This window comes from Agilicoccus flavus, assembly GCF_014857905.1.
Taxonomy (GTDB): Bacteria; Actinomycetota; Actinomycetes; order Actinomycetales; family Dermatophilaceae; genus Agilicoccus; species Agilicoccus flavus.
In genome coordinates, this window is the sequence record NZ_JACYXE010000010.1 from 150,715 (window position 1) to 173,645 (window position 22,931).

The window sequence follows — 22,931 nt, forward strand, 5'->3', positions numbered from 1 at the left end:
GTCAGCCGTCCTTCCGGGTGAGCAGGCGCAGCGCGTGGCGCGTGGCGTGCGCGTTCGAGGCGAAGACGTGGGCGCCCACGTCGGCGAGGGCGCGCCCGGTCGCCTCCAGGCCCTGGGGGTCGTCGGCGGCGCCGACGAGGGCGACGACGACGGGCAGGTCGCGCCCCTGGTCCGCGGCGACGGCGCGGGCGTCGGTGATCGCGGCGGCGAGGGCGGGCGCGGGGTCGGGGTGTGCGCCGTACCCGAGGACGAGGTCGAGCAGGAGCACGCCGCAGGTGGGGTCGGCGGCCTCGGCGGCGATGCGCTCGAGCCGCAGGCCCGGATCGATCATCGGATGCGGCCTGCCCGCCGTGAGCTCGTCGTCCCCGAAGTCGACGACGACGTGCCCGATGGAGGCCGCCCGGCCCGAGAGGCGCTGCTCGTCGGCGAGCGGGATGTTCGAGCGGATGGGCCCGAGCGTCTCGGCCGCGATGAGCATCGCCTCGTCGGCGAGCGTGCCGCCGCAGTAGAGGCCACGCAGGTACGGTCCGTCGGCTGGGCTCGCCGGGTCGGCGGGGCTCGCCGGGTCGAAGGGGGCTGCGGACGTGTCGGCCGCACCCAGCGGATGGGCCGTCGCGCCGATCGGGTCGTCGGCGGCTTCGGATGCGTCGGCCGCGCCCCGCGGGTCGGCCGGCTGGGCCGGGCCGGGGGGCGCGTCGGAGGGCGCCGCGTCGGGGGCGGCGGCGGAGGCGGTGGACGGCGACCACGTGGGCCACGTCGGCACGCCGAGGCCGGCGGCGGTCAGGACCTCCTCGACCCCGGCGGTGAGGTCGGGGCGGCCCGGGCCGAGCGTGATCCAGTGGACGGGGACGCCGAGCCCGTCCGCCAGGGCCTCGACCTCCGCGACGACCTGCGGGTCGGCGGGCTTGGACACGACGACGACGCGGTCGGTGGCCGGGTCCGCCGCGAGGGCCGCGAGCGCCGTCCGGGCCGAGGCGCCGCGCACCCGGGCCCCGAGGTCGCGCCCGCCGAGCCCGAGGCAATGGCTCACGCCCGCGCCCGCCGCGTCGAGCAGGCACATGACCTGCTGGGCGCCCGTGCCCGAGGCGGCGACCAGCCCGATCGAGCCGGCGCGCACCCGGTTGGCGAACCCCAGGGCGACCCCGCCGACGAGGGCCGTGCCGCAGTCCGGGCCCATGACGAGGACGCCGGCTTCCGCGGCGGCCGCCTTGAGCGCGATCTCGGCCTCGAGGTCCACGTTGTCGGAGAACACCATGACGCTGCGACCGGCGGCGATCGCGTCGCTCGCCTCGGCGAACGCGCCCGGGCCCGGCACCGACACGAACCCGAGGGTCGCGTCCGGGTCGCGCCGGAAGGCCGACGCCGTCGTGCGCGCCGGCTCGGCGGGCCCGAAGCCCCCGGCCCCCGCCGACGCCCGCGCCAGCGCGGCCAGTCCCGCCTCGAGAGCGGCGATCCCCGCCGCGATCCCCTCGGCGTCCTCGCCGCGGATCGCGACGACGAGGTCGTTCGGCCCGGCGTCACCGGGCTCGAACCCGAGGTCGGCGAGCACCTCGACGTTGAGCGGGGTGGCCATGGCGACGACAGCCGCCCGGACGCCGCCCGCGTCGCGCACCCGTTGGGTGACCTGCATGAGGCTGACGGAGTCGGCGTAGCTGCCCCGCCGTACCTCGACGTGGTCGGTCATCGCGCGGTCCTTTCGTCGGTGACGTGGAGGTCGTCGTGCGGGGAGTCGGCCGCTCCGGGGGCACGGCGGGAGACCGCCGCGAGCGACTGGGCGAGGCCGAGCAGGAGGTCGCCGCCGGAGGTGTGCCCGAACGCCGCGACGCGGGCGACGAGTCCGGCGACGTGCCGATCCGGCGCCGGTGGGCGCGCGACGAGCGCGTCGACGAGCGTGACGAGCTCGGGGACCGCGTAGCCGGCGAGGGCGGCCTGGACGAGGGACGCCGACAGGGTGCTCGTGCGGTCCGCGAGCCGCGCCCACGCCGACGCGAGGGGGGCAGGCGTTCCCGGACCCGCGACGTCGCCGCTCGCGGGGACGCCGAGCGCCCACGCCACCAGAGCGGTGGCGGCGACGACGTCGTCCCCGCTCGGCGTCGAGCCGGGTCCCCACCCGACGAGCGGGAGCAGGGCCGCCTCGAGCTCGTCCACGCCCGCGGGGTCGGGCCCGGCGAACACGCACCGGGCGAGACGTCGGGCGGCCGCGACGAGCGCAGCCGGACGGTCGGGGCGCGCGAGCAGCGAGCGCGCGTCGCCCGCGGCCGCCCCGACGACGAGCTCGGCTCCGTCGGACGCTCGGTGTGTCCCGTCGCGCTCGTCGTCGACGCGCACGACTCGGGCGGGCCGCCACGTGCGCGCCGCGAGCAGAGTCGTGTCGGGCAGGTCGATGCGTCCGTCGCCCACCCGCACCGTGTCCCCGGCGACCACCCCCCACCCGCCGTGGCGCCGGTCACCGCCGTGGTCGAGGCGTCCGCCGTGTCCGCCGTGACGACCAGCGGCGGTGGGCAACCGGACCGCGTGGGGGAGCGCGAGGCCGTCGCCGGTGACGACCGGGACGACGACGTCGCGGGCCCCGCGACGGCCGGCGCCGTCGGTGGCACCGTCGGTGGCGGCGGGCACGAGGAGGTACAGGCACCGGGGCACCGCGCCGAGCACCCGGGCGTTCCGCATCGTCGGCGCCGCGAGGATGTCGATGACGAGGGAGGAGACCGCGACGGGCGTCACCGGTGGTGCGCCGATCGGGGCGGGCGGGGCCGAGACGGAGGTGGGGCCCGCGTGGCCGGCGGGCCCGATGCGACCGTCGCGGGCCGGGCCGCGAGGGGCCGGACCGGTGGCGGTGGGGGAAGCGGTGATCACCACAGCGCGACGCTATGCCCGCCCTAGACTGCCCTGCATGGTCGAAGTTGCCAACGCAGCCGGGCCGACAGGTCAGACGTTGCCAAGCGCCGCCCTGTCCCGTCCCGACGTCGACCTCCCGCCCGGCCTGACCGTCGCGGAGGTCCTCCGCCTCGACGTGCTCGCCGGGGCCCGCGTCGTCGCCGGGTCGACGGGGTCGGGGCGGCGGGTCAGTCGGCTCAACGTCATGGAGGTCCCGGACATCCTGCCGTGGGTGCGGGCCGGCGAGCTCATGCTCACGACCGGCTATCCGCTGCGGCAGGAGCCCGAGGCGCTCGTGGGCCTCGTGCGGGAGCTCGACGGCCGGGGTCTGGCGGCGATCGGGGTCAAGCTCGGCCGCTACCTCGACGAACTGCCGCCGCAGATGCTCGCCGAGGCCGACGCGTGCGGTCTGCCGGTCGTGCTCCTGCCCGACGGTGTGGGGTTCGACGACGTCATCAACGGCGTCCTCGCCACCGTCCTGCACCGCCGCGCCGAGATGCTCGCCCGCAGCGAGGCCATGCTCAGCTCGCTCGTCGACCTCGTCGTCGGCGGCGGCGACCTGGGCCGGGTGTGCGCCGGCCTGGCCGACGACCTCGGCGGGACGGCCCTCGTCACGAGCATCGACGGTCGGGTCATCGCCGCGGCCGAGCAGCACGGCGCGCCGAGCCGGGGCCCCGGCGGCGGCGAGTCCGCCGACGCCATCGTCGCCCGTCTCACCGACCTGCACGCCTTCGACCGTTCGGGTCGCTTCCTCGTCGAGTCCCAACCCGTCGGCTGTCGGCCCCTGCCGGGCGGCGGGTCGATCGTCGTGGCCCGCGTCGCGGGCGGCCGCCACGACCACGGCCGGCTCGTCGTCGTGGCCGACGCGGTGCTCGGCGCGGAGGAGGCCCACCTCGTCGAGCGGTCCGCCGCCGTGGCCGCGCTCGTGCTCACCAAGGCGCAGGCGGTCACCGCGGTCGAGAGCAAGTACCAGGCCGACTTCCTGCGCGACGCCCTCGCAGGCCGGGCCGGTCCCGACGCCCGCGTCGTGGAGCACGCGCGCTCCCTCGGCTGGGACCTCAACCGCCCGCTGGCCGTCGTCGTCGCCCGCCTCGAGGACGGGGCCGAGGACGTCGACCCCGCCGGTGAGCGCGCCGCGCAGCAGCGGTTCGGGCAGGCGTGGACGCAGTGCGTCGCCGCCCGCGACCCGGGCGCCGCCGTCGTCGGCCTCGGCCACGACGTCGTCGCCGTGCTCGGCTGCGCGCCGACGGGCGGCGGGTCGGGCCGGGACGCCGTCATGGGTCTCGTCGACGACCTCGTCCGCGCCGTGCGGGGCCTCGGCGGGGGCGGGCGACGCGCCTTCTCGGTGGGCGTGTCCCGCGACATCGCCGCCGTGGGCGAGCTGCCGACCGCCTACGACCAGGCCCGCAAGGCCGTGGCGGTCGGCCGACGCGTGTCCGGGCCGCAGGCGGTCACGCACTTCGACGGACTCGGGGTGTTCCGGCTGCTCTCGCTCGTGCCCGACTCCGCCGAGCTGCGCGGCTACGTCGCCGAGACCCTCGGCGACCTCGCCGCCGACGACCAGCCGGAGATCGTCGACCTGCGGCACACCCTCGAGGTGCTGCTCGCGAACAACCTCAACGTCGCGGAGACGGCCCGGGAGCTGCACTTCCACTACAACACGCTGCGCTACCGCATCGGCAAGCTCGAGCGCATGGTCGGCCCCTTCACGACCGACCCCCACCTCCGCCTCACGCTGGCGCTCGCGCTGCAGGTCATTCACATGCGCGGGCTCTGAGCCGGTCACGACCCGAGGGTGGCGGCCGGCGGGCCGGTCGTCGTGCCGGGCCACGGCCTCACGGTCTCACCGCGTCATCGCGGTACCGCGACACGGCGCCACCGCCGACGCCGGCACGCCTGCGCGAATGTGCCAACCGCAACGATCCGGGCTCGTCGGCATGTGCTGATCAAGTGGGCGCGGGGCAGGCCCTACCGTTCCACCAACGCGGCGTCCCCGAACGGGGCGGACGCGCGGCGGCCCCCGCCCGGTGGACGCCCTCGCACGAGGCTCAGGAGGCCGACGTGGCCATCGGATGGACCCTCAAGGGGGACGGCAAGACCCTCGGCCCCGACGACGTCGTCGCCCCGTACGAGCGCCTGAGCTGGGGCCGCACGGTCGGTCTCGGCATGCAGCACGTCGTCGCGATGTTCGGGGCGACGTTCGTGTTCCCGCTCATCATGGGGCTCAACCCGCAGCTCGCGATCATGATGAGCGGCATCGCCACGATCTGCTTCCTGCTCATCGTGCGCAACCGGATCCCCAGCTACCTCGGCACGTCGGCGGCCTTCGTCGGCGGGGTCGTCGCGATCAAGGCCCAGGGCGGCACCCCGGCGCACGTCACGGGCGCCATCCTCGTCTCCGGGCTCGTGCTCGCGGCCGTCGGCGTGTTCATCCACATCGCCGGCGCCGCCGTGCTCACCAAGGTGCTGCCGCCCGTCGTCACCGGCGCCGTCGTCATGCTCATCGGGTTCAACCTCGCGCCCGTCGTCGCGAACGTCTACTGGCCGCAGGACCAGTGGATCGGCCTCATCGTCATGATCGCCGTCATCGCGATGAGCGTCGGGTTGCGCGGCTTCCTCGGCCGGGTCTCGATCTTCCTCGGGCTCCTGCTCGGCTACGTCCTCTCGTGGGTCTTCGACCGCGTCTTCGGCCAGATCACCGCGTACAACGCGACGCTCGACAAGGTCGACACCCACTGGCGCGTCGACTGGAGCGGGGTGCAGGCCGCGCCGTGGTTCGGCTTCCCGCCGGCCACCGACGCCGCCGCGAACGTCGTGGGGTGGCACCTCCCGGCGTTCAACGTCGGCTTCGTGCTCCTCGTCCTGCCGGCCGTCATCGCCCTCGTCGCCGAGAACGTCGGTCACGTCAAGGCGGTCGCCGAGATGACGAAGACGGACCTCGACGGGGACATGGGCCGGGCGCTGTTCGCCGACGGCGTCGGCACCGTCATCGCCACGAGCGTCGGCGGGTCGCCGACGACGACGTACGCCGAGAACATCGGCGTCATGGCGAGCACGCGTGTCTACTCCACTGCCGCGTACTACGTCGCCGCCCTCACCGCGATCCTCTTCGGGCTCTCCCCGAAGTTCGGGGCCGTCGTGTCGGCGACCCCGGGCGGTGTGCTCGGCGGCATCACCGTCGTGCTCTACGGCATGATCGGCCTGCTCGGCGCGAAGATCTGGAAGGAGAACCGGGTCGACTTCGCGAACCCGCTCAACCTCGTGCCGGTCGCCGCGGGCATCATCATCGCCATCGGTGACACGTCGTTGCAGGTCACGCCCACGTTCGCGCTCTCGGGCATCGCGTTCGGCACCCTGGTGACCGTTCTCGCCTACCACCTCGCGCGAGCCCTCGCCCCCGCCGACCTGCGCCGCCGCGCCGACGGGGCCGGGCTCGTCGTCGACGCCTCCGGCAGCCACGACCTCGACCGGCTCGGGCTCGAGCGGGACCACGGCGTGCGGGGCCGGGGTCGCCACGAGGCAGTGCCCGAGGTCGGCCGAGAAGGAGACCCGGACCAGGTCCGGCGCGACGACGTCCACCGTGACGACGTCCACCGCGACGACACGCCCCGGGGGCAGGCCCGCCGCGACGGGACCTACCACGACGAGATCTACCCCGACGAGCAGCGGTGAGCGCGGCGGGCCCCCTTCGTCAGCAGATGACGAAGGGGTCCGTCCGCTCCCGTCAGGTGTGCACCAACCCCGTCCGCGGGCGCGCAGGAAAGGATGATGCGGGTGAAGCCGGCTCCCTTCGAGTACCACGCCCCCGCCACGCTCGCCGAGGCCGTCGAGCTCCTCCGTCGCCTCGACGACGCGAAGGTGCTCGCCGGCGGGCAGAGCCTCGTGCCGGCCCTCAACATGCGCCTCGCCCAGACCGAGCACCTCGTCGACCTCGGGGCGCTGACCGACCCCGGCCTGCACGACGTCACCGTGACCGACCGCTCGGTCGTCGTCGGCGCCCTCGTCACCCACGCCGACCTCGAACGCGACGAGGCGACCGCCCGGGCGCTCCCGCTCCTGCGCGAGACCCTCCACCACGTGGCCCACCCCGCCATCCGCAACCGGGGCACCACCGTCGGGTCGCTCGTGCACGCCGACCCGAACGGCGAGATGCCCGCGATCCTCGCGCTCACCGGAGGCCGGGTCGACGTCCGGTCCGCGACCGGGGAGCGGACCATCGAGGCCGCGGACCTCGTCGTCGCGCCGCTGGAGTCGAGCCTCCGCCCCGACGAGATCGCCGTCCGGGCCCACTTCGACCTCCCGCCCGCCGGCACCGTCGACGCCTACGACGAGTTCGCCCGCCGCAGCGGCGACTACGCCCTCGCCGGCGTCGCGGTCCGCCTGTGGGTCGCCGGCGGCGCCGTCACCGGCGGCCGCGCCTCGTTCGTGTCGGTCACCGACCTGCCCGACATCCTCGACCTCACGCCCGCCCTGCGCGGGGTGACCGTCCACGGGGGACCGCCCGAGCTGCCCGAGGAGGCGGCCCGCGCGATCGGCGAGCTCGTCGCGGGGCACGTGCAACCCGAGACCGACATCCACGCCGACGCCGAGTACCGCCGCCACCTGGCGGTCGTGCTCACGCGCCGCGTCGTCCTCGCCGCCCTCGCGCGGGTGGGCGACGGTGTCGCCCAAGCCCAAGCCCAAGCCCAAGCCCCGGAAGGAGCGGCATGACCGACACCGACCTCGGCGACCCCGTCCCGGAGGCGACGCTGGACGTCACGCTGCGCGTCAACGGGACCCAGCACCGGATCGACGTCCCGGGCCGGCGGCTGCTCTCGGACGCGCTGCGCCACGACCTCGGGCTGACGGGCACGCACGTGGGCTGCGAGCACGGCGTGTGCGGGGCCTGCACGGTCCTGCTCGACGGCCGCCCCGTCCCGGCCTGCCTCATGTTCGCCGCGAGCGCGCAGGGCCACGAGGTCACCACCGTCGAAGGGCTCGGCACGCTCGAGGCCCTCGGCCCGGTGCAGCAGGCGTTCATCGACTGCCACGGCCTCCAGTGCGGCTTCTGCACGCCCGGGTTCCTCACGACGATCACCGCGTACCTGGAGGAGCACCCGGACCCGACGCCGGAGGAGGCGCGGGAGGCGATCTCGGGCAACCTGTGCCGGTGCACGGGGTACCAGAACATCGTCAAGGCCGTCTGCCGCGCCGCCGAGCTGCGCCGCGGGACGGCCGAACCGGCCGCGGCCGACCCGCCGGGCGGCGACGAGGTGGTGGACGAGGTCGTCCCGCACCGCTCGGGCACCACCGCGCGGGCGGGGGAGCAGGCGTCGGGCGCCGGCCCGGGCGACGTCGTCGGCGCGGCCGATCCCGACGCCCCCGGCGCTGCGGACCGGGACACGGACACGGACCCGTCGGCGGCGCGGCGGCCGGCCCCGCCCGAGGCGACCGGGGAGGCGCGATGACGACGAAGATGTTCGGAGCCCCCGTGGCGCGCCGCGAGGACCCCCGCCTCGTCACCGGCGGCGGGCACTACCTCGACGACCTCGGCGCGGGGGCGCTGGAGGCCGCGTTCGTGCGCAGCCCCCACGCCCACGCCCGGATCGTCGACATCGACGTCTCGGGGGCGCTCGACGTCGCGGGTGTCGTCGCCGTGTGGACCCACGAGGACCTGCCCGGCCGCGCGGGCGACCCTCTGCCGCTGCTCATCCCGCACCCGAGCATCGTCTCCGGCGTCACCGGGTACGCCCTCGCGAGGGACGAGGTCAACCACGTCGGCGAGCCGGTCGCCATGGTCGTCGCCACCGACCGGTACGTCGCCGAGGACGCCTGCGCGGCCATCCGCGTCGACTACGAGTTCCTCCCCGCGGTCGTCGGCGTCGCCGCCGCGCGCGACGGCGCCGACCTCGTCCACCCCGACGCGCCCGGCAACGTCGGCGCCCAGCTCGTCCAGGAGGTGGGCGACGCGGTCGCCGCGCTCGAGTCGGCCCCGCACCGGCTGACGCTCGACCTCGACTTCCAGCGCAGCGCCTGCATGCCGATGGAGGGCAAGGGCGTCCTCGCGTCCTGGGACACCGACGCCGGCCACCTCACCGTGCACAGCTCCACGCAGACGGCCTCGGGGGTGCGCGCCGCGCTCGCCGCGAAGCTCGACCTTCCGCTCGCCCGGGTCGACGTCGTCGTCCCCGACGTCGGCGGCGGGTTCGGCGTGAAGATCAACCACCCGTGGCCGGAGGAGGTCTGCGTCAGCGCGGCCGCGATCCGCCTGGGCCGCAAGGTCAAGTGGGTCGAGGACCGGCGCGAGCACTTCGTCTCCTCCGCCCACGAGCGCGGCCAGCTCCAGCGGGCCACGGTCGGTTTCGACGACGAGGGGCGCATCCTCGGCCTCGACGTCACGCTCTGGCACGATCACGGGGCGTACCTGCCCTACGGCGTCATCGTGCCCATGAACAGCGCCGTGCAGCTCGTCGGGCCGTACAAGCTGCGCAACTACCGCGTGGAGTACGTGTCGCTGTACACGAACACCGTCATCGTCACGCCCTACCGCGGCGCCGGCCGGCCGCAGGGCGTCTTCGTCATGGAGCGGACGGTCGACGCGATCGCCGACGCCCTCGGGCTCGACCGCACCCTCGTGCGGGAGCGCAACTTCATCACCCCCGACGAGATGCCCTACGACGTCGGCCTGCTCTTCCAGGACGGCCGGCCCACGGTCTACGACTCGGGCGACTTCCCGGCGAGCCTCGCCAAGCTCAAGGCGCTCGTCGGCTGGGACGAGTTCGAGGCCTACCGCGAGCAGGCCCGGGCGCAGGGCCGCCGCGTCGGGCTCGGGATCGGCTGCTACGTCGAGGGGACCGGCGTCGGTCCGTACGAGGGCGGTCACGTCCAGATCGAGACGTCGGGGCGCGTCAACGTCGCGACGGGCCTGACCACGCAGGGTCAGGGGCACGAGACCGTCTTCGCGCAGATCGTCGCCGACGAGCTCGGCGTGCGCGTCGAGGACGTGCACGTGACGACGGGCGACACGCGCCGCATGGGCTACTCGGTCGGCACCTTCGCCTCCCGCGCCGCCGTGATGAGCGGCAACGCCATCGCGCTCGCCGCCCGGCGGGCCCGCGAGAAGGCCCTGCGCATCGCGGGCGACGTGCTCGAGGTCGACCCCCGCGACCTCGAGATCGTCGACGGGGTCGTCTCGGTCCGGGGCAGCGGCGGGGGACCGGGGTCCTCGATCCCGCTCGCGACGGTCGCCGTGCTGAGCAACCCCCTGCGGTACGCCTTCGACGAGAGCGCGAAGGCGGCCACCCAGTTCGGCAGCCCGACGACCGACCCCGACGCGCCGCCCGTGGCCCGCGGCGAGGAGCCCGGCCTGGAGGGCAAGGACTTCTACTCGCCGCCGCGCGCGACGTTCGCGAACGGGATGCACGCCGTGATCGTCGAGACCGACCCGGACACGGCCGACATCCGCATCCTGCGCTACTGCGTCGTCCACGACTGCGGCAACATGATCAACCCGACGATCGTCGAGGGCCAGGTGCACGGCGGCGTCGCCCAGGGCGTCGGGGGAGCGCTGTACGAGAAGCTCGTCTACGACCCGTCGGGGCAGCTCCTCAACGCCTCGTTCATGGACTTCCTCATGCCGTTCGCCTCCGAGGTGCCCCACATCGAGACCGACCACCTCGAGACGCCGAGCCCCCTCAACCCCCTCGGGATCAAGGGCGCGGGCGAGGCCGGCACCATCCCCGCGAGCGCCGCGATCGCGAGCGCGATCGAGGACGCCGAGGGCTTCCCGATCCACGCCATGCCCATCAGCCCCTACGACCTGTGGGAGCTGCGCCGCGCCCACGCCGCCGGCGACCTCCCGTCGCTGCGCCACGGCGCCCGCGATGGGGGTGGGGCGGATGCCTCGGCCACCTCCGACGCCGCCCCCGACGTCCCGGAAGGACAGCGATGAACATCACCGGCACGTGCCACATGGACGCCCCCGTCGCCGTCGCCTGGGACGCGTTCCACGATCCCGGCGTGCTGGAGCGCACGATCCCGGGCGTCAAGAGCCTGCGGCGGACCGGCGACGACGCCTACGACCTCGTCGTCAGCATGGGCGTGGCCTCGATCAAGGGCACCTACGAGGGGAAGGTGGCGCTCACCGAGCAGGTCGAGCACGAGTCGTTCGTCCTCGCGGCCGACGGGGCGGGCGCGGCCGGCACGATCGGCGCGAAGGTCGCGGTGCGGCTCGCCGAGGCCGGCGACGGCGGGACCGACATCGCCTTCGACGCCGACGCGATCGTCGGCGGCGCCGTCGGGGGAGTCGGGCAGCGGATGCTCGCCGGGGTGGCCCGCCGCGTCGCCGCGCAGTTCTTCGCCGCCATCGACCGGGACATCGCCCGGGGCGGAGCTGCGCCGGAGTCGACCGCCGCGGGCGAGACCGCTGTCGCGTCGGTCGGGGCGTCGGAGGCGCCCGCGTCCTCGACGCCGGAGGAGGCGCCGGCGGAGGAGGTCCCCGTGGCACCCACCACGCCGCGCCCCGCCGCCGCGCCGACCCCCGCCACGCCCGGTCAGGTGCCGTTCTGGGTCGTCCTCGCCGGCGTGGGCACGGGCGCGGCGTGCACCCTCGCGGGCGTCACGCTCGGCTGGGTCGCCGCCCGAGGCACCCGCCGCTGAGCGGATCTCTGCCGCGCCTTCGGCGGGTTCGGGTGGGAGAGCCCGCCACCTGCCGACGGTCCGCCGGTGCTTTCGGCGAAGGTTGCCGACGGATCGCCGCCGGGGCCGGGGTTGAATCGGACTCGACCCCTTCCCCGAACGGCGAGGACGAGATGACAGACGGCCAGACCGGCGGCCCGCAGGCCCCGGCGCGACGCATCCGCATCGGCATCGACACGGGCGGCACGTTCACCGACGTCGTCGCCTTCGACGAGGACGCCGGCACCCTGACGACGACGAAGACGCCCTCCACGCCGAGCAACCCGGCCGACGGGTTCATCGACGGCGTGCACAAGGTGCTACGCCTGCTCGGCGCGAGCGGGCAGGACGTGAGCGCCGTCTGCCACGGCACGACCGTCGCGACGAACCAGCTGCTCGAGGGCAAGGTCGACCGGCTCGGCTTCATCACGACCGAGGGTTACGAATTCATCCTCGAGATCGCTCGGCAGGCCGTGCCCGACGGCTACGGCAACTCCTACTTCTGGGTCAAGCCCGACCGCATCGTGCCGCCCGACCTCGTGCGGACCGTCCGCGGCCGGATGGACTTCGAGGGTCACGAGGTCCGCCCGTTCGACGAGGACGACGCCCGCGCCGCGGCCCGGTTCTTCCGCCAGGCGGGGATCACCACCCTCGGCGTCAACTTCCTGCACGCCTACGCCAACCCCGCCCACGAGCGCCGGATGCGCGAGATCCTCCTGCAGGAGCACCCCGCCGCGATCGTCTCGCTGAGCAGCGAGGTGCTGCGCGAGTACCGCGAGTACGAGCGGTCGATGACGACGCTCGTCGACGCCGCCGTCAAGCCCAAGGTCGGGCAGTACGTCGCGAACATCTCCGAGCGCCTCGAGGAGCTCGCCCCCGGCACCGGCTTCTACATCATGAAGAGCAACGGGGGCGTGCTCTCGGCCCAGGAGGTCGTCAACCAGCCGATCACGACGGTCCTGTCCGGCCCGGCGGCCGGCGCCCTGGGCGCCGCACTCGTCAGCGGGCTCGCCGGCTTCGACAAGGTCCTCACCTGCGACGGAGGCGGCACCTCGACCGACGTGTCCGTCGTGCTCGGCGGGGAACCGACCCTGACGACGGAGGGCAGTGTCGGGGTCTACCCGAGCAAGATCCCCATGATCGACGTCGTCACCGTCGGCGCGGGCGGCGGCTCGATCGCGTGGATCTCGCCGGAGGGATCGCTCAAGGTCGGCCCCCGCTCGGCCGGCGCCGACCCGGGCCCGCTCTGCTACGGCAAGGGCGGCACCGAGCCGACGATCACCGACGCCCACCTCGTCCTCGGCCGCATCCCGGCGCACCTGCTCGGCGGCGAGATCCCCCTCGACGTCGAGGCGGCCCGCGCCGGCATCGCCGAGCTCGCCGGGCGGCTCGGCCTCGACGAGACCCGTTGCGCCACGGGCATCCTCGAGATCAGCGCGTGGAACCAGGCCAACGCCCTGCGGCAGATCTCGGTCAAGCGCGGCCTCGACGTCCGCGACTTCATGCTCGCGACGTTCGGCGGCTCCGGCTCCCTGCTCGCGTGCCGTCTCGTCGACATCCTCGGCCTCGCCGGCGTCGTCGTGCCCCTCGACCCGGGCAACGTCTCCGCGTTCGGGCTGCTCACCGTCGACGTGAAGAACGACTACGTGCAGACGATGGTGAGCAAGGCCGACACCCTCGACCTCGCCGCGGTCCAGGACGCCTTCGACGACCTCGAGGCACAGGCCGCCCGGGCGCTCGATGTCGAGGGCTTCTCCCGCGACCGGCACACCTCCCAGCGCTCGGCCGACCTGCGGTACGTCGGCCAGGCCTTCGAGGTGCGCGTGCCCGTGCCGGACGGCCCGCTGGGGACGGAGTCGGCCGCCGACGTCGCGGACGCCTTCCACGACGCGCACCGCGCGCTGTACGGCTACGACTTCCGCGGCCAGGCGACGCAGCCGGTCGAGTGGGTCAACCTGAGGGTGACCGGGATCGGCCCGATCACGCGCCCCGAGCTGCCGACGATCGCCGCCGGGGAGGGCGGCGTGGAACGCGCCCGCACCGGCACCCGGCCCGTCTGCTTCGACGCCGACACCGGCCCGGTCGACACCCCGATCTACGCCCGCCCCGACCTCGGGGACGGCGACGTCGTGGTCGGCCCGGCGATCATCGAGGAGTTCGGCTCCACCGTCCCGATCCACCCCGGATTCGTCGTGCGCGTCGACGCGTACGCCAACCTCGTCATGACCAAGGAGGAGGCCCGATGACCGCGCAGGCCCCCGCGAACCCGTCGACCACGCCGGCCGACCCGATCGTCGTCGAGATCGTCGAGGGCACCCTCGCCTCCGTCGAGATGGAGGTCGAGACGGCCATCGCCCGGACGTCACGCTCGCCGATGATCCGCGACGCCCACGACTTCCGCGCCGGCATCCACGACCGGCAGCTGCGCAAGCTCACCGGCCGCAGCTACAGCGCGCTCGTGCACCCGGTGGCCCGCGACTTCCCCCTCGAGACCATGCGCGAGGGCGACGTCTTCTTCCACAACGACGTCTACGAGTCCGAGGGCGGCATCGGCCACCTGCCCGACCTGTGCGTCACGGTGCCGGTCTTCCACGAGGGCGAGGTCGTCTGCTTCGTCCAGGCGTTCGGCCACCACGACGACATCGGCGGCGGCTGCCCCGGCTCGATGCCCTCGGGCGCGACGAGCGTGTTCGAGGAGGGGCTCATGGTCCCCCCGATCAAGCTGTGGGACGCCGGCGTGCCCAACCAGGCGGCGCTGCGGATCATGACGCGCAACTCCCGGATGCCCGACTCGCTCGCCGCCGACCTCGACGCCGAGTGCTCCGCCTGCCTCATGGGCGCCCGCCGGCTCACCGAGCTCTTCGCGCGCTACGGCCGCGACACCGTCGAGGCCGCGTTCCAGGCGATCCTCGACCGGACGACCGAGACCTACCGCCGCGAGATCCTGTCGAAGATCCCCGACGGCGAGTACGTCTGGGAGGACTACGCCGAGCACGACGGCGTCGACGAGCCGAGGCTGCACACGCAGCGGATCACCCTGACGAAGACCTCGACCGGCGGCCCGGACGACGGGCCGAAGCTCGTCATCGACTTCACCGGTACCGCCCCGCAGGCCAAGGGCCCGATCAACCACTGCGGCGACTACGCCGACGGCAACTTCCTCAAGAAGTGGCTCGCGCCGATCCTGCGCAACCTCGCCGACACCCCGGAGCGGATGGCCGAGCTCGACGTCAACGAGGGCGTCGTGCCGCTCATCGAGATGCGGTTCCCCGAGAAGGGGACGCTGCTCACGCCGATCTTCCCGGCCCCGACGAACGCCCGGACCTTCGTCATCCTCCGGCTGCTCGGCGTGCTCGCCGGGGTCGTCGCGAAGGCCGTCGACGGCCGGATGCCCGCCGACCAGGAGACGATCCGCTACACCGGGGTCTACGGCCACGACCGCGACGGCCGCGACTACCTCATGCGCGAGGTGCTCGGCGGCGGCGCCGGCGGCCGGTACTACGCCGACGGCGAGGACACGATCCACGTCGTGCCCGACAGCCGCAACCTGCCGACCGAGTTCACCGAGTCGCGGTTCCCGTTCCTCGTCGAGCGCCTCGGGCTGGCCGTCGACTCCGGCGGCCCGGGCCGCTACCGCGGCGGCCTCGGCTACGAGAAGCACATCCGGATGCTCAAGGACGCGCACTTCATGTCGATCGCCGACCGGTCGATCCTCGCGTGCTGGGGCGTCAAGGGCGGCAAGGCGGGCCGGCCGTTCCAGGTGACGATCGACCCGGGCGGACCGAACGAGCGTGAGATCGACGCCCTCGCCGACGCCGAGCCCGTGACCGCCGGTGAGGTCATCCGCATCCGCACGACCGGCGGCGGCGGCTGGGGCGACCCGCTCGAGCGCCCCCTGACGGAGGTCGAGCGCGACCTGCGCTGGGGCAAGGTCAGCCTCGCCGGGGCCCGCGCCGACTACGGCGTCGTCGCGACGAGCGAGGGCGGGCAGCCCGTCGTCGACCACGACGCCTCGGAGGCGCTGCGCGCGGAGCTGCGGGCCGCCCGCAGCGGCGACGAGCCGTTCTTCGATCGCGGCCCCGGCTACGCGCGCCTGCACCCCGACGGCGAGAGCGCCCCGGCCTGCGACTGGTTGTAGGCCCGGCCGACCTTCCGCTGCTAACCTGGAACCCTAGTGGACGCCGGGAGGTGGGGGCCGTGTTCGGTCTGGGCCAGGTTCACGCGCCTCCGGCGTGGTTGAGCGCGGCGGAGGCGGCGGAGTGGTTGGGCGTGTCCGGTCGGCGGGTACGGGCACTCCTCGCCGAGGGCGCCCTCGAGGGCCGCCCGGGGGCGGACGGTGCGTGGCAGGTGTCGCGCATGTCGGTCGTCGCACGTGCGGAGCAGGAACCACGACCCGTTCGGCCCCTTGCGATGCGGGGCGCGCGCTTGCTCGCCGACGCGATCGCCCTCGGCCTGGGCGAGGAGCCGTCGGCCGCGTGGGGCGACGCGAGCTCCCGCGATCGGGGCCGGGCTTCCGCTCACCTGGAGCGGCTGGGGGTCGAGTCGGATCCGGTGAGGCTGGTGCGGGCCTGGACGCGGCATCGTCGGGTGACTCAGGGGCGTCGTCGTGTGTCGGTCCCGGCCGAAGTTCCGCTCATCGACCTGGCGGGGGTGCGCCTGTCCGGCGTCAGCCACCCGCTGTCCCGGCTGGAACCCGCAGGGGAGATCGAGATCCATGTGACGGGGGGCGAGGGTGTGCGCGCCGTCGAGCGGGCGACATGCGCGCCCCGTGCGGCGGCGGCGCTGGACGTGTGGGTGCACTGCAGTGACGACTGGTCGGTGGGCGACGTCGTCTTCGATCTGGTCGAGCACGACGGCGCGCGCGAGTCGGCCGACGCGAGCCGCCTGCTGAGGGTGGCGAGCCTCGGTCGCTCGGTGGGCGTGGACGCAGAGTCGACGACGCGGTGAAGGGCTCCCGGTGATCACGGTCCGCGCCCCGATTCTCTCCGCCCGGCAAGAGGCGTTGTGGAGGGCCACGATCGCGTTCGGTACCCAGCTTCCCGCCGACGCCCGGACCGACGCTCGGAGTCCATCACTCTGATGCTCCCGTCCGGGACAGGTGGGGTGATCCGCCGGCCGAGCCTCGTGGGCAGCATCGTCGCGAAGGCCGCGGCGCTGTCGCACCAGGGAGACTGCCCGGAGCGGCATCTGGATGATCTCGTCGTGTTGCTGCCCCTGCTGAAGCAACGCGACATCGAGGATGCGGAGTTCACCTCCCGGGATCGGGAACACCTGACCCTCGCCGCTCGCCCACTGAGTGACGAGCGTCGGCGTTGGAGCAGCACCGCGGTGATCGAGGCACTGCAGAAGCTGGACGTGGCGAGTCGCCGGTGACACTCCCTCGCTCGGCCCGGCGTCCGGTGGCACTCACCTCAGCTCGGCGACGAGGTCGGCGGCGCGGCGGGCGCCGCCCGCGAGGTGCAGCTCGGCCGCCAGCTCGTGGGCCCGGCGGCGCTGGGTCGAGTCGCCGAGGCACGCCTCGACCGCGCGCCGCAGCCGGGCCGGCGAGGGGCGGCCGCCGACGTCGAGGCCGGCGCCCGACCAGGCGACGCGGCGGGCGACCTCGGGCTTGTCCTGCGCGCCCGGGGTGAGCACGAGCGGCACGCCGTGGGCGAGCGCCGCGAGCACCGCGCCGTAGCCGCCGTTCGTGATCATGACGGCGGTGCGCGGCAGCAGGAGGTCGTGCGGCACCCAGCCGGGGGCGAGGACGTTCGGGGCGGCCGGTACGAGCGCGGGGTCGCCCGAGACGACGACCTGGGCCGGCGTCCCCGCGAGGGCCGCGACGGCCGCCCGCGGGAGGTCGAACCCCGCCGTCCCCAGCGTGCCCTGGGTGACGTGCACGATCGGCCGGCCGGGGTCGAGGTGGCGCAGCCAGGCGGGCTCCGCGGAGGCCGCGCGGGTGCCGGCGGCGGCGTCGCCGACGAGGTGCACGTGGGCGGGCAGGTCGGGGCGGTCGTACTCCAGGCTCGGCACGCCCTGACCCAACAGCAGGGCCGTCGAACACAAGGAGTCGAACCCGAGCTGCGTCGTGGGCGCGAGCCCGGCCCGGGCGCGCGCGGCGTTGATGAGCTCCCGGAACCGGCGGCCCACCGTGGCCCCGACGAGAGCGCGGAGGGCGGCGTCGCGGGCGCGACCGACGGGGCCGGCGCCCGGGCGCACGGGCAGCCCGCTCGGCGGGAGGTGCCGGCTCGTCAGGGGCAGCGGGGACAGCGAGAACGACGCCCACGGCACGCCGGCCGCCTCGTGCAGGAACCCGCCGCCGACGCAGGTCACCTCGCTGACCACGACGTCGACCGGATCGAACTCGTGGAGGCGGAGCAGGTCGCGCAGCTGGCCGGGCCCGGTCCCGAAGAAGACCTGCTCGAAGCTGCCGAACATCGCCGCGAGGCTCGCGTCGGTCCGCATCGTGGGGAACGTCGCGGCGAGGTCGGTGTCGTCGAAGTCGCCGGCCTCGCGCCACGGCAGCCACGTCGCGCCCACGGCCTCGGCGCGGTCGCGGAACCGCGCCCCGGTGTAGTACGTCACGCGATGGCCGTCGCGGACGAGCTCGCGGGCCAGGCCCAGCAGCGGGGGCTGGTGTCCGGCGAAGGGCGTCGTCGTGAGCAGGAGGTGGCTCACGACGACGGCTCCCCGCCGCGCCGCTCGAACGCCTTCACCAGCGCGAGGAGCGCGCGGTTGACCGGCGTCGGCACCCCCAGCTCCGCGCCGCGCCGCGCGACGTACCCGTTGAGGTGGTCGATCTCGCTCGGGCGCCGGCGGGCGAGATCCTGTGCGGTGGAGGAGCGCTGGCCGGCCATGCTGTGCGCGAGCGACGCGACGTCCTCGAACAGGCTGCCGGGCACCTCGACGCCGTCGGCGGCGGCCACGGCCCGGCACTCGGCGACCGCGTCGGCGACGACCTCCGGCATCCCGTCGACCTCGGCGAGCCAGCCGTACGGGCGGTCGGTGACGGCGGACAGGGCGTTCCAGCCGCAGTTGGCGGCCAGCTTGGCCCAGAGCGCGACGCGCACGTCGGGGACGAGGTGGAGCGGTATCCCGGCGGGCGCGAACTCCTCGCGGAGACGGGTCGCCGCCACGCCGGTCTCGACGACGAGCTCGCCGCGGCCGTGGTGGCGCACGTGCCCCGGCCCGGCCATCTCGGTCGCCACGTAGACCACAGCCGGGAGGACGGGCCGCCCCAGCACCGCCGCGATCCGGTCGGCGTTGTCGAGACCGTTCTGCAGGCTGAGCACGATCGGTCCGCCCTCGGGCCGATCGGTGCCGGGACCGGCGTCGGGGCGGGGCAGGTGCGGCGCGAGGGCGTTCGCGGCCTCGTGGGAGTCGGACGACTTCACGCACACGAGGACGACGTCGGCGCCCGCCGCCGCGGCGGGGTCGGTGGACGCGGCCACGGGCACGACCTCGTCGAAGGCCGCGGTCTCGATGCGCAGACCCCGCGCGTTCACGGCGTCGACGTGCACGCCCCGTCCGACGAGGACGACCTCGTGGCCGCCGCGCGCCAGCATGCCTCCGAAGTAGCACCCCACGGCTCCGGCTCCCAGGACGACGACACGCATCTCGAACCTCCACGTCCGGGCTCCTGCGTCGTCGCCGGTCGACGGCGATGCCATGGGCCGAGGCTAGCGCTCGCGGCCCCGCCGCCGCGGTCCGGACCGTGAGACGTCGAGAAGTGCCGTGCCCGGTCCGTGACGAGCGGTCGGTCCTGCCGTCTCACGCGGCGGATGGCGTGGGTCGATCTGAGAGGGTGGGGGTCACCCTCTTCGCGAAAGGACGCACCATGACCGCGCCCCTGCAGGACATCGTCGTCATCGACCTCTCCCGTGCTCTCGCCGGCCCGCAGGCGGGCATGATGCTGGGCGACATGGGCGCCCGCGTCATCAAGGTCGAGACGCCGGGCACCGGCGACGACACGCGCGGCTGGGGGCCGCCGTTCGTGGGGCCCGACGGCGACGTGTCGACCTACTTCCTGTGCTGCAACCGCAACAAGGAGTCGATCGCGCTGGATCTGAAGTCGGAGGACGGCAAGCGCACGCTGGAACGGCTCGTCGAGCGCGCCGACGTCCTCATCGAGAACTTCCGCCCCGGTGTGCTGTCCCGGCTCGGCTTCTCCGAGGAGCGCCTGCACGAGCTCAACCCGCGCCTCGTCGTCGCCGCCATCAGCGGCTTCGGTCACGACGGCCCCGAGGGCGGGCGCGCCGGCTACGACCAGATCGCGCAGGGCGAGGCGGGTCTCATGAGCCTGACCGGGCCCGACCCCGAGCACCCGACACGCGTCGGCGTGCCGATCGGCGACCTTCTCGCCGGGATGAACGCCGCCTTCGGCATCGTCTCGGCGCTGCACGAGCGCGAGCGCACGGGCCGCGGCCGCGTCGTCCGCACGAGTCTGCTCGCCTCCGTCGTCGGGGTCCACGCGTTCCACGGCACCGGGTACACGGTCGCCGGCAAGGTCGGGCACGCCCAGGGCAACCACCACCCGTCCATCGCCCCGTACGGGCTGTTCGAGGCCCGCGACGGGATGGTGCAGATCGCCGTCGGCAGCGAGAAGCAGTGGGCCACGTTCTGCTCGACGTTCGGGCTCGACGTCGCCGCCGACGGGATGGCGACGAACAGCCAGCGCGTCGCCAACCGGGAGAAGACGATCGCCGCGGTCAACGCCGTGTTCGCTGAGTACGCGGCGGAGGACCTGCTCGCGAAGCTGGCGGACGCGGGCATCCCCAGCGGCAAGGTGCGCACCCTCGACGACGTGTACACGTGGGACCAGACCCGCAGCCAGGGCCTGCTCATCGACGTCGAGCACGACGTCCTCGGGACCATCGAGCTGCCCGGGCCGGCCATCCGCTTCGACGACAACGCCCACGCCGGGGGCCGCGAGCGGCACACGGCCCCGCCCTCGCTCGACCAGCACGGCGACGCCATCCGCGCCTGGCTCGACAAGGAGTAGTCGCCGGCCGATCGTGCCGACTCGTGATGCGCTCGGCCTCGACCGTGTCGTCAGAACACGACAAGGCGGCGGGCGTTCGTCGGCACGATCTGACACGTCGGCGCGAGGGTGCGGCTGGCTAGGGTCGGCGGAGAAGGCCCGGGGTCGACGTGGCCGGTCCGCGCCGTCGCGCGACCGACACCGGCGATCCCCGGCCGCCCCGGATGTCGGCGGAGGGAGGCCGGACGTGCGCGTGCTCGTGGCTCTCGGCGGGAACGCCATGACCGCCCCGGACGGCCGGGCCCGCCCGGAGGATCAACAGCGCGCCATCGGCGTGGCGATGGAGGCGGTGGCCGACCTCGTCGCGGTCGGCCACGACGTCGTCCTCACCCACGGCAACGGGCCTCAGGTCGGCAATCTCCTCGTCAAGAACGAGATGGCGGCGGCGACCGTGCCGCCCGTGCCCCTCGACTGGTGCGGCGCACAGACGCAGGGGACGATCGGGTTCACCATGGTCGGTGCGCTCGAGGCGGCCCTGCGCGACCGCGGCCTGAGCCGCCCCGTCGCCGCCGTCGTCACCCGCACCCGAGTGGACGGCGACGATCCCGGTTTCTCCCGTCCGACCAAGCCCGTCGGGCGCCACCTGTCGGCGCAGGACGCCCGGCCCCTCGTCGCGCACGGCCAGGTCTGGCAGGACCGCGGCGAGCGCGGGTGGCGACGCGTCGTGGCCTCGCCCGAACCGCGCGAGATCCTCGACGCCCACACGGTCGTCACCCTGCTCGCCGCCGGGTACCTCGTCGTCGCCGCGGGCGGCGGCGGCATCCCCGTCGTACTCGACGAGGACGGCCGGGCCCGGGGCGTCGAGGCGGTCATCGACAAGGACCTCACCGCGGCGCTGCTCGCCCGCACCGTCGGCGCCGACGTCCTGCTCGTCGCGACCGACGTCGAGAACGCGATCGTCGGGTACGGGACGCCCGACCCGCGCCCGCTGGGGCGCATCCGGGTCGCCGAGCTCGAGAGCCTCGCGCGGGCGGGCCACTTCGCCTCCGGTTCGATGGGCCCCAAGGTCGAGGCGGCGCTGCGTTTCGCCCGGGCGGGCGGGCGCAGCGTCATCACCTCCCTCGAGAGGATCGTCCCCGCCGTGCAGGGCGGCGCCGGCACCGTCGTCGAGCCCGACGAGCCCGACGAGCGCTCCGGCCGCGGCCCCGAACCCGGGTAGGCGTCACCGTGAGACCACCCGCCGACCCGCCCCGAGAACCGACCGCACCACCGCAGACCAGGAGGAACACATGCCCGATCCCATCGAGGTCCGCAAGGTCCCGATCCACTCCGTCGCCGACGCCTCGGAGCTGACGGCGCTCATCGACGACGGCGTCCTGGAGGCCGACCGCGTCGTCGCCATCATCGGCAAGACCGAGGGCAACGGCGGCGTCAACGACTACACGCGGATCATCGCGGACCGCGCCTTCCGCGAGGCCCTCGTCGCCGCCGGCGCCGACGCCGACCGGGTCATGCGGATCCCCATCGTGTGGTCCGGCGGAACCGACGGCGTCATCAGCCCGCACGCGACGATCTTCGCGACCCTCGACCCCGCGAAGGCGGAGCCGAGCGACGACCTGCGCCTCACCGTCGGGTTCGCGATGAGCGAGCCGATCCTGCCCGAGGAGATCGGCTACACCGGCATGATCCGCAAGGTCGCTGACGCGGTGACGGCCGCGATGGCCGAGGCGGGCATCACCGATCCGAAGGACGTCCACTACGTCCAGACGAAGACCCCGCTGCTGACGATCCACACGATCCGCGACGCGAAGTCCCGCGGGCAGCAGGTCTGGACCGAGCACACGCACGAGTCGATGGACCTCTCGAACGGCACGACGGGGCTCGGCATCGCCGTCGCCCTCGGCGAGATCGAGATGCCGACCGACGCGGACGTCATGCACAACCGCGACCTCTACTCCGCGGTGGCCTCGTGCTCCTCGGGCGTCGAGCTCGACCGGGCGCAGGTCGTCGTCGTCGGCAACACCCGCGGCATCGGCGGCCGCTACCGCATCGGGCACTCGGTCATGAAGGACGCCCTCGACACCGACGGTCTCTGGGAGGCGATCGCCGACGCCGGCCTCGAGCTGCCGGAGCGGCCGCAGCGCGACGACCTCGCCGGGCGCCTCGTCAACCTCTTCCTCAAGTGCGAGGTGAGTCAGGACGGCCAGGTCCGCGGCCGCCGCAACGCGATGCTCGACGACTCCGACGTGCACTGGCACCGGCAGATCAAGAGCTGCGTCGGTGGCGTCACCGCCTCGGTCACGGGCGACCCCGCGGTGTTCGTCTCCGTGTCGGCCGCCCACCAGGGGCCCGACGGCGGCGGCCCGGTCGCCGCGATCGTCGATCTCGGCGAGGGCGAGCCGACGGGGTACCGCTACTCCGGCTGACGCCGGCGTCCCGGCCG

17 protein-coding genes are annotated in these 22,931 nt (G+C 74.5%); 13 read left to right on the top strand and 4 right to left on the bottom strand.

Annotated elements, in window-relative coordinates; all coding sequences use genetic code 11:
- Position 1: 1 nt before the first annotated feature.
- Together ICW24_RS15325 and ICW24_RS15330 are read right to left on the bottom strand one after the other, a co-directional pair.
- Positions 2-1,684 (bottom strand): AllF/FdrA family protein, encoded by a 1,683-nt coding sequence (locus ICW24_RS15325; RefSeq protein WP_226346591.1) that lies wholly within the window; start codon positions 1,682-1,684, stop codon positions 2-4.
- Positions 1,681-2,856, bottom strand: coding sequence for an oxamate carbamoyltransferase subunit AllH family protein (locus ICW24_RS15330; RefSeq protein WP_226346592.1), 1,176 nt, complete (start codon positions 2,854-2,856; stop codon positions 1,681-1,683). Before ICW24_RS15330 ends, ICW24_RS15325 begins: the two co-directional genes overlap by 4 nt.
- Before the next feature lie 34 nt (positions 2,857-2,890).
- Between ICW24_RS15330 and ICW24_RS15335 the strand changes: the two genes are divergently transcribed.
- The 10 genes from ICW24_RS15335 (at position 2,891) to ICW24_RS15380 (ending at position 16,902) form a co-directional block, all read left to right on the top strand.
- Positions 2,891-4,651, top strand: coding sequence for a PucR family transcriptional regulator (locus ICW24_RS15335; protein WP_226346593.1), 1,761 nt, complete (start codon positions 2,891-2,893; stop codon positions 4,649-4,651).
- Between the two features lie 284 nt (positions 4,652-4,935).
- Positions 4,936-6,546, top strand: a complete 1,611-nt coding sequence (locus ICW24_RS15340; RefSeq protein WP_226346594.1) for a uracil-xanthine permease family protein — start codon at positions 4,936-4,938, stop codon at positions 6,544-6,546.
- Positions 6,547-6,648: 102 nt separating this feature from the next.
- Positions 6,649-7,584 carry an FAD binding domain-containing protein gene (locus ICW24_RS15345; RefSeq protein WP_226346595.1) on the top strand — a complete coding sequence of 312 codons (936 nt, stop codon included), beginning with the start codon at positions 6,649-6,651 and terminating at the stop codon, positions 7,582-7,584.
- Positions 7,581-8,321, top strand: a complete 741-nt coding sequence (locus ICW24_RS15350) for a (2Fe-2S)-binding protein (RefSeq protein ID WP_226346596.1) — start codon at positions 7,581-7,583, stop codon at positions 8,319-8,321. Before ICW24_RS15345 ends, ICW24_RS15350 begins: the two co-directional genes overlap by 4 nt.
- Positions 8,318-10,804: an aerobic carbon-monoxide dehydrogenase large subunit gene (cutA, locus tag ICW24_RS15355; protein WP_226346597.1), complete on the top strand. Its 2,487-nt coding sequence runs from the start codon at positions 8,318-8,320 to the stop codon at positions 10,802-10,804. The genes ICW24_RS15350 and cutA overlap by 4 nt, the downstream gene beginning before the upstream one ends.
- On the top strand, positions 10,801-11,511 hold the full coding sequence (locus ICW24_RS15360) for an SRPBCC domain-containing protein (RefSeq protein WP_226346598.1): 711 nt from the start codon (positions 10,801-10,803) through the stop codon (positions 11,509-11,511). The genes cutA and ICW24_RS15360 overlap by 4 nt, the downstream gene beginning before the upstream one ends.
- Before the next feature lie 152 nt (positions 11,512-11,663).
- Entirely contained in the window at positions 11,664-13,775 is a 2,112-nt protein-coding gene (locus ICW24_RS15365) for a hydantoinase/oxoprolinase family protein (protein WP_226346599.1), read from the top strand.
- Complete coding sequence (locus ICW24_RS15370; protein ID WP_226346600.1) at positions 13,772-15,667, top strand: hydantoinase B/oxoprolinase family protein; 1,896 nt, start codon at positions 13,772-13,774, stop codon at positions 15,665-15,667. Before ICW24_RS15365 ends, ICW24_RS15370 begins: the two co-directional genes overlap by 4 nt.
- Before the next feature lie 287 nt (positions 15,668-15,954).
- A complete protein-coding gene (locus ICW24_RS15375; RefSeq protein ID WP_226346601.1) occupies positions 15,955-16,476 on the top strand; it encodes a hypothetical protein in 522 nt (173 codons plus the stop codon).
- A 177-nt stretch (positions 16,477-16,653) separates the two neighbouring features.
- The gene (locus tag ICW24_RS15380; protein ID WP_226346602.1) at positions 16,654-16,902 is read left to right on the top strand and encodes a hypothetical protein; all 249 of its coding nucleotides are present in this window, start codon (positions 16,654-16,656) and stop codon (positions 16,900-16,902) included.
- A 33-nt stretch (positions 16,903-16,935) separates the two neighbouring features.
- On the opposite strand, the gene ICW24_RS15385 is transcribed toward ICW24_RS15380, so the two are convergent.
- Together ICW24_RS15385 and ICW24_RS15390 are read right to left on the bottom strand one after the other, a co-directional pair.
- Entirely contained in the window at positions 16,936-18,186 is a 1,251-nt protein-coding gene (locus tag ICW24_RS15385; protein ID WP_226346603.1) for a glycosyltransferase, read from the bottom strand.
- Complete coding sequence (locus ICW24_RS15390) at positions 18,183-19,178, bottom strand: ketopantoate reductase family protein (RefSeq protein WP_226346604.1); 996 nt, start codon at positions 19,176-19,178, stop codon at positions 18,183-18,185. Before ICW24_RS15390 ends, ICW24_RS15385 begins: the two co-directional genes overlap by 4 nt.
- 167 nt (positions 19,179-19,345) lie before the next feature.
- Here ICW24_RS15390 and ICW24_RS15395 point away from each other — a divergent pair, with 167 nt between their 5' ends.
- The 3 genes from ICW24_RS15395 (at position 19,346) to bar (ending at position 22,914) form a co-directional block, all read left to right on the top strand.
- Positions 19,346-20,509 carry a CaiB/BaiF CoA transferase family protein gene (locus ICW24_RS15395; RefSeq protein WP_226346605.1) on the top strand — a complete coding sequence of 388 codons (1,164 nt, stop codon included), beginning with the start codon at positions 19,346-19,348 and terminating at the stop codon, positions 20,507-20,509.
- A 226-nt stretch (positions 20,510-20,735) separates the two neighbouring features.
- Positions 20,736-21,707, top strand: coding sequence for a carbamate kinase (locus tag ICW24_RS15400; RefSeq protein ID WP_226346606.1), 972 nt, complete (start codon positions 20,736-20,738; stop codon positions 21,705-21,707).
- Positions 21,708-21,777: 70 nt separating this feature from the next.
- On the top strand, positions 21,778-22,914 hold the full coding sequence (gene bar, locus ICW24_RS15405) for a barbiturase (RefSeq protein ID WP_226346607.1): 1,137 nt from the start codon (positions 21,778-21,780) through the stop codon (positions 22,912-22,914).
- Positions 22,915-22,931: the final 17 nt, after the last annotated feature.

What these genes read in the sequence shown, in the direction of transcription:
- ICW24_RS15365 (WP_226346599.1), top strand. Translation starts at nt 11,664, where the DNA reads ATGACAGACGGCCAGACCGGCGGCCCGCAGGCCCCGGCGCGACGCATC.
- ICW24_RS15390 (WP_226346604.1), bottom strand. Translation starts at nt 19,178, where the DNA reads ATGGCATCGCCGTCGACCGGCGACGACGCAGGAGCCCGGACGTGGAGG.
- bar (WP_226346607.1), top strand. Translation starts at nt 21,778, where the DNA reads ATGCCCGATCCCATCGAGGTCCGCAAGGTCCCGATCCACTCCGTCGCC.
- ICW24_RS15350 (WP_226346596.1), top strand. Translation starts at nt 7,581, where the DNA reads ATGACCGACACCGACCTCGGCGACCCCGTCCCGGAGGCGACGCTGGAC.
- cutA (WP_226346597.1), top strand. Translation starts at nt 8,318, where the DNA reads ATGACGACGAAGATGTTCGGAGCCCCCGTGGCGCGCCGCGAGGACCCC.
- ICW24_RS15325 (WP_226346591.1), bottom strand. Translation starts at nt 1,684, where the DNA reads ATGACCGACCACGTCGAGGTACGGCGGGGCAGCTACGCCGACTCCGTC.
- ICW24_RS15370 (WP_226346600.1), top strand. Translation starts at nt 13,772, where the DNA reads ATGACCGCGCAGGCCCCCGCGAACCCGTCGACCACGCCGGCCGACCCG.
- ICW24_RS15395 (WP_226346605.1), top strand. Translation starts at nt 19,346, where the DNA reads ATGACCGCGCCCCTGCAGGACATCGTCGTCATCGACCTCTCCCGTGCT.
- ICW24_RS15360 (WP_226346598.1), top strand. Translation starts at nt 10,801, where the DNA reads ATGAACATCACCGGCACGTGCCACATGGACGCCCCCGTCGCCGTCGCC.
- ICW24_RS15335 (WP_226346593.1), top strand. Translation starts at nt 2,891, where the DNA reads ATGGTCGAAGTTGCCAACGCAGCCGGGCCGACAGGTCAGACGTTGCCA.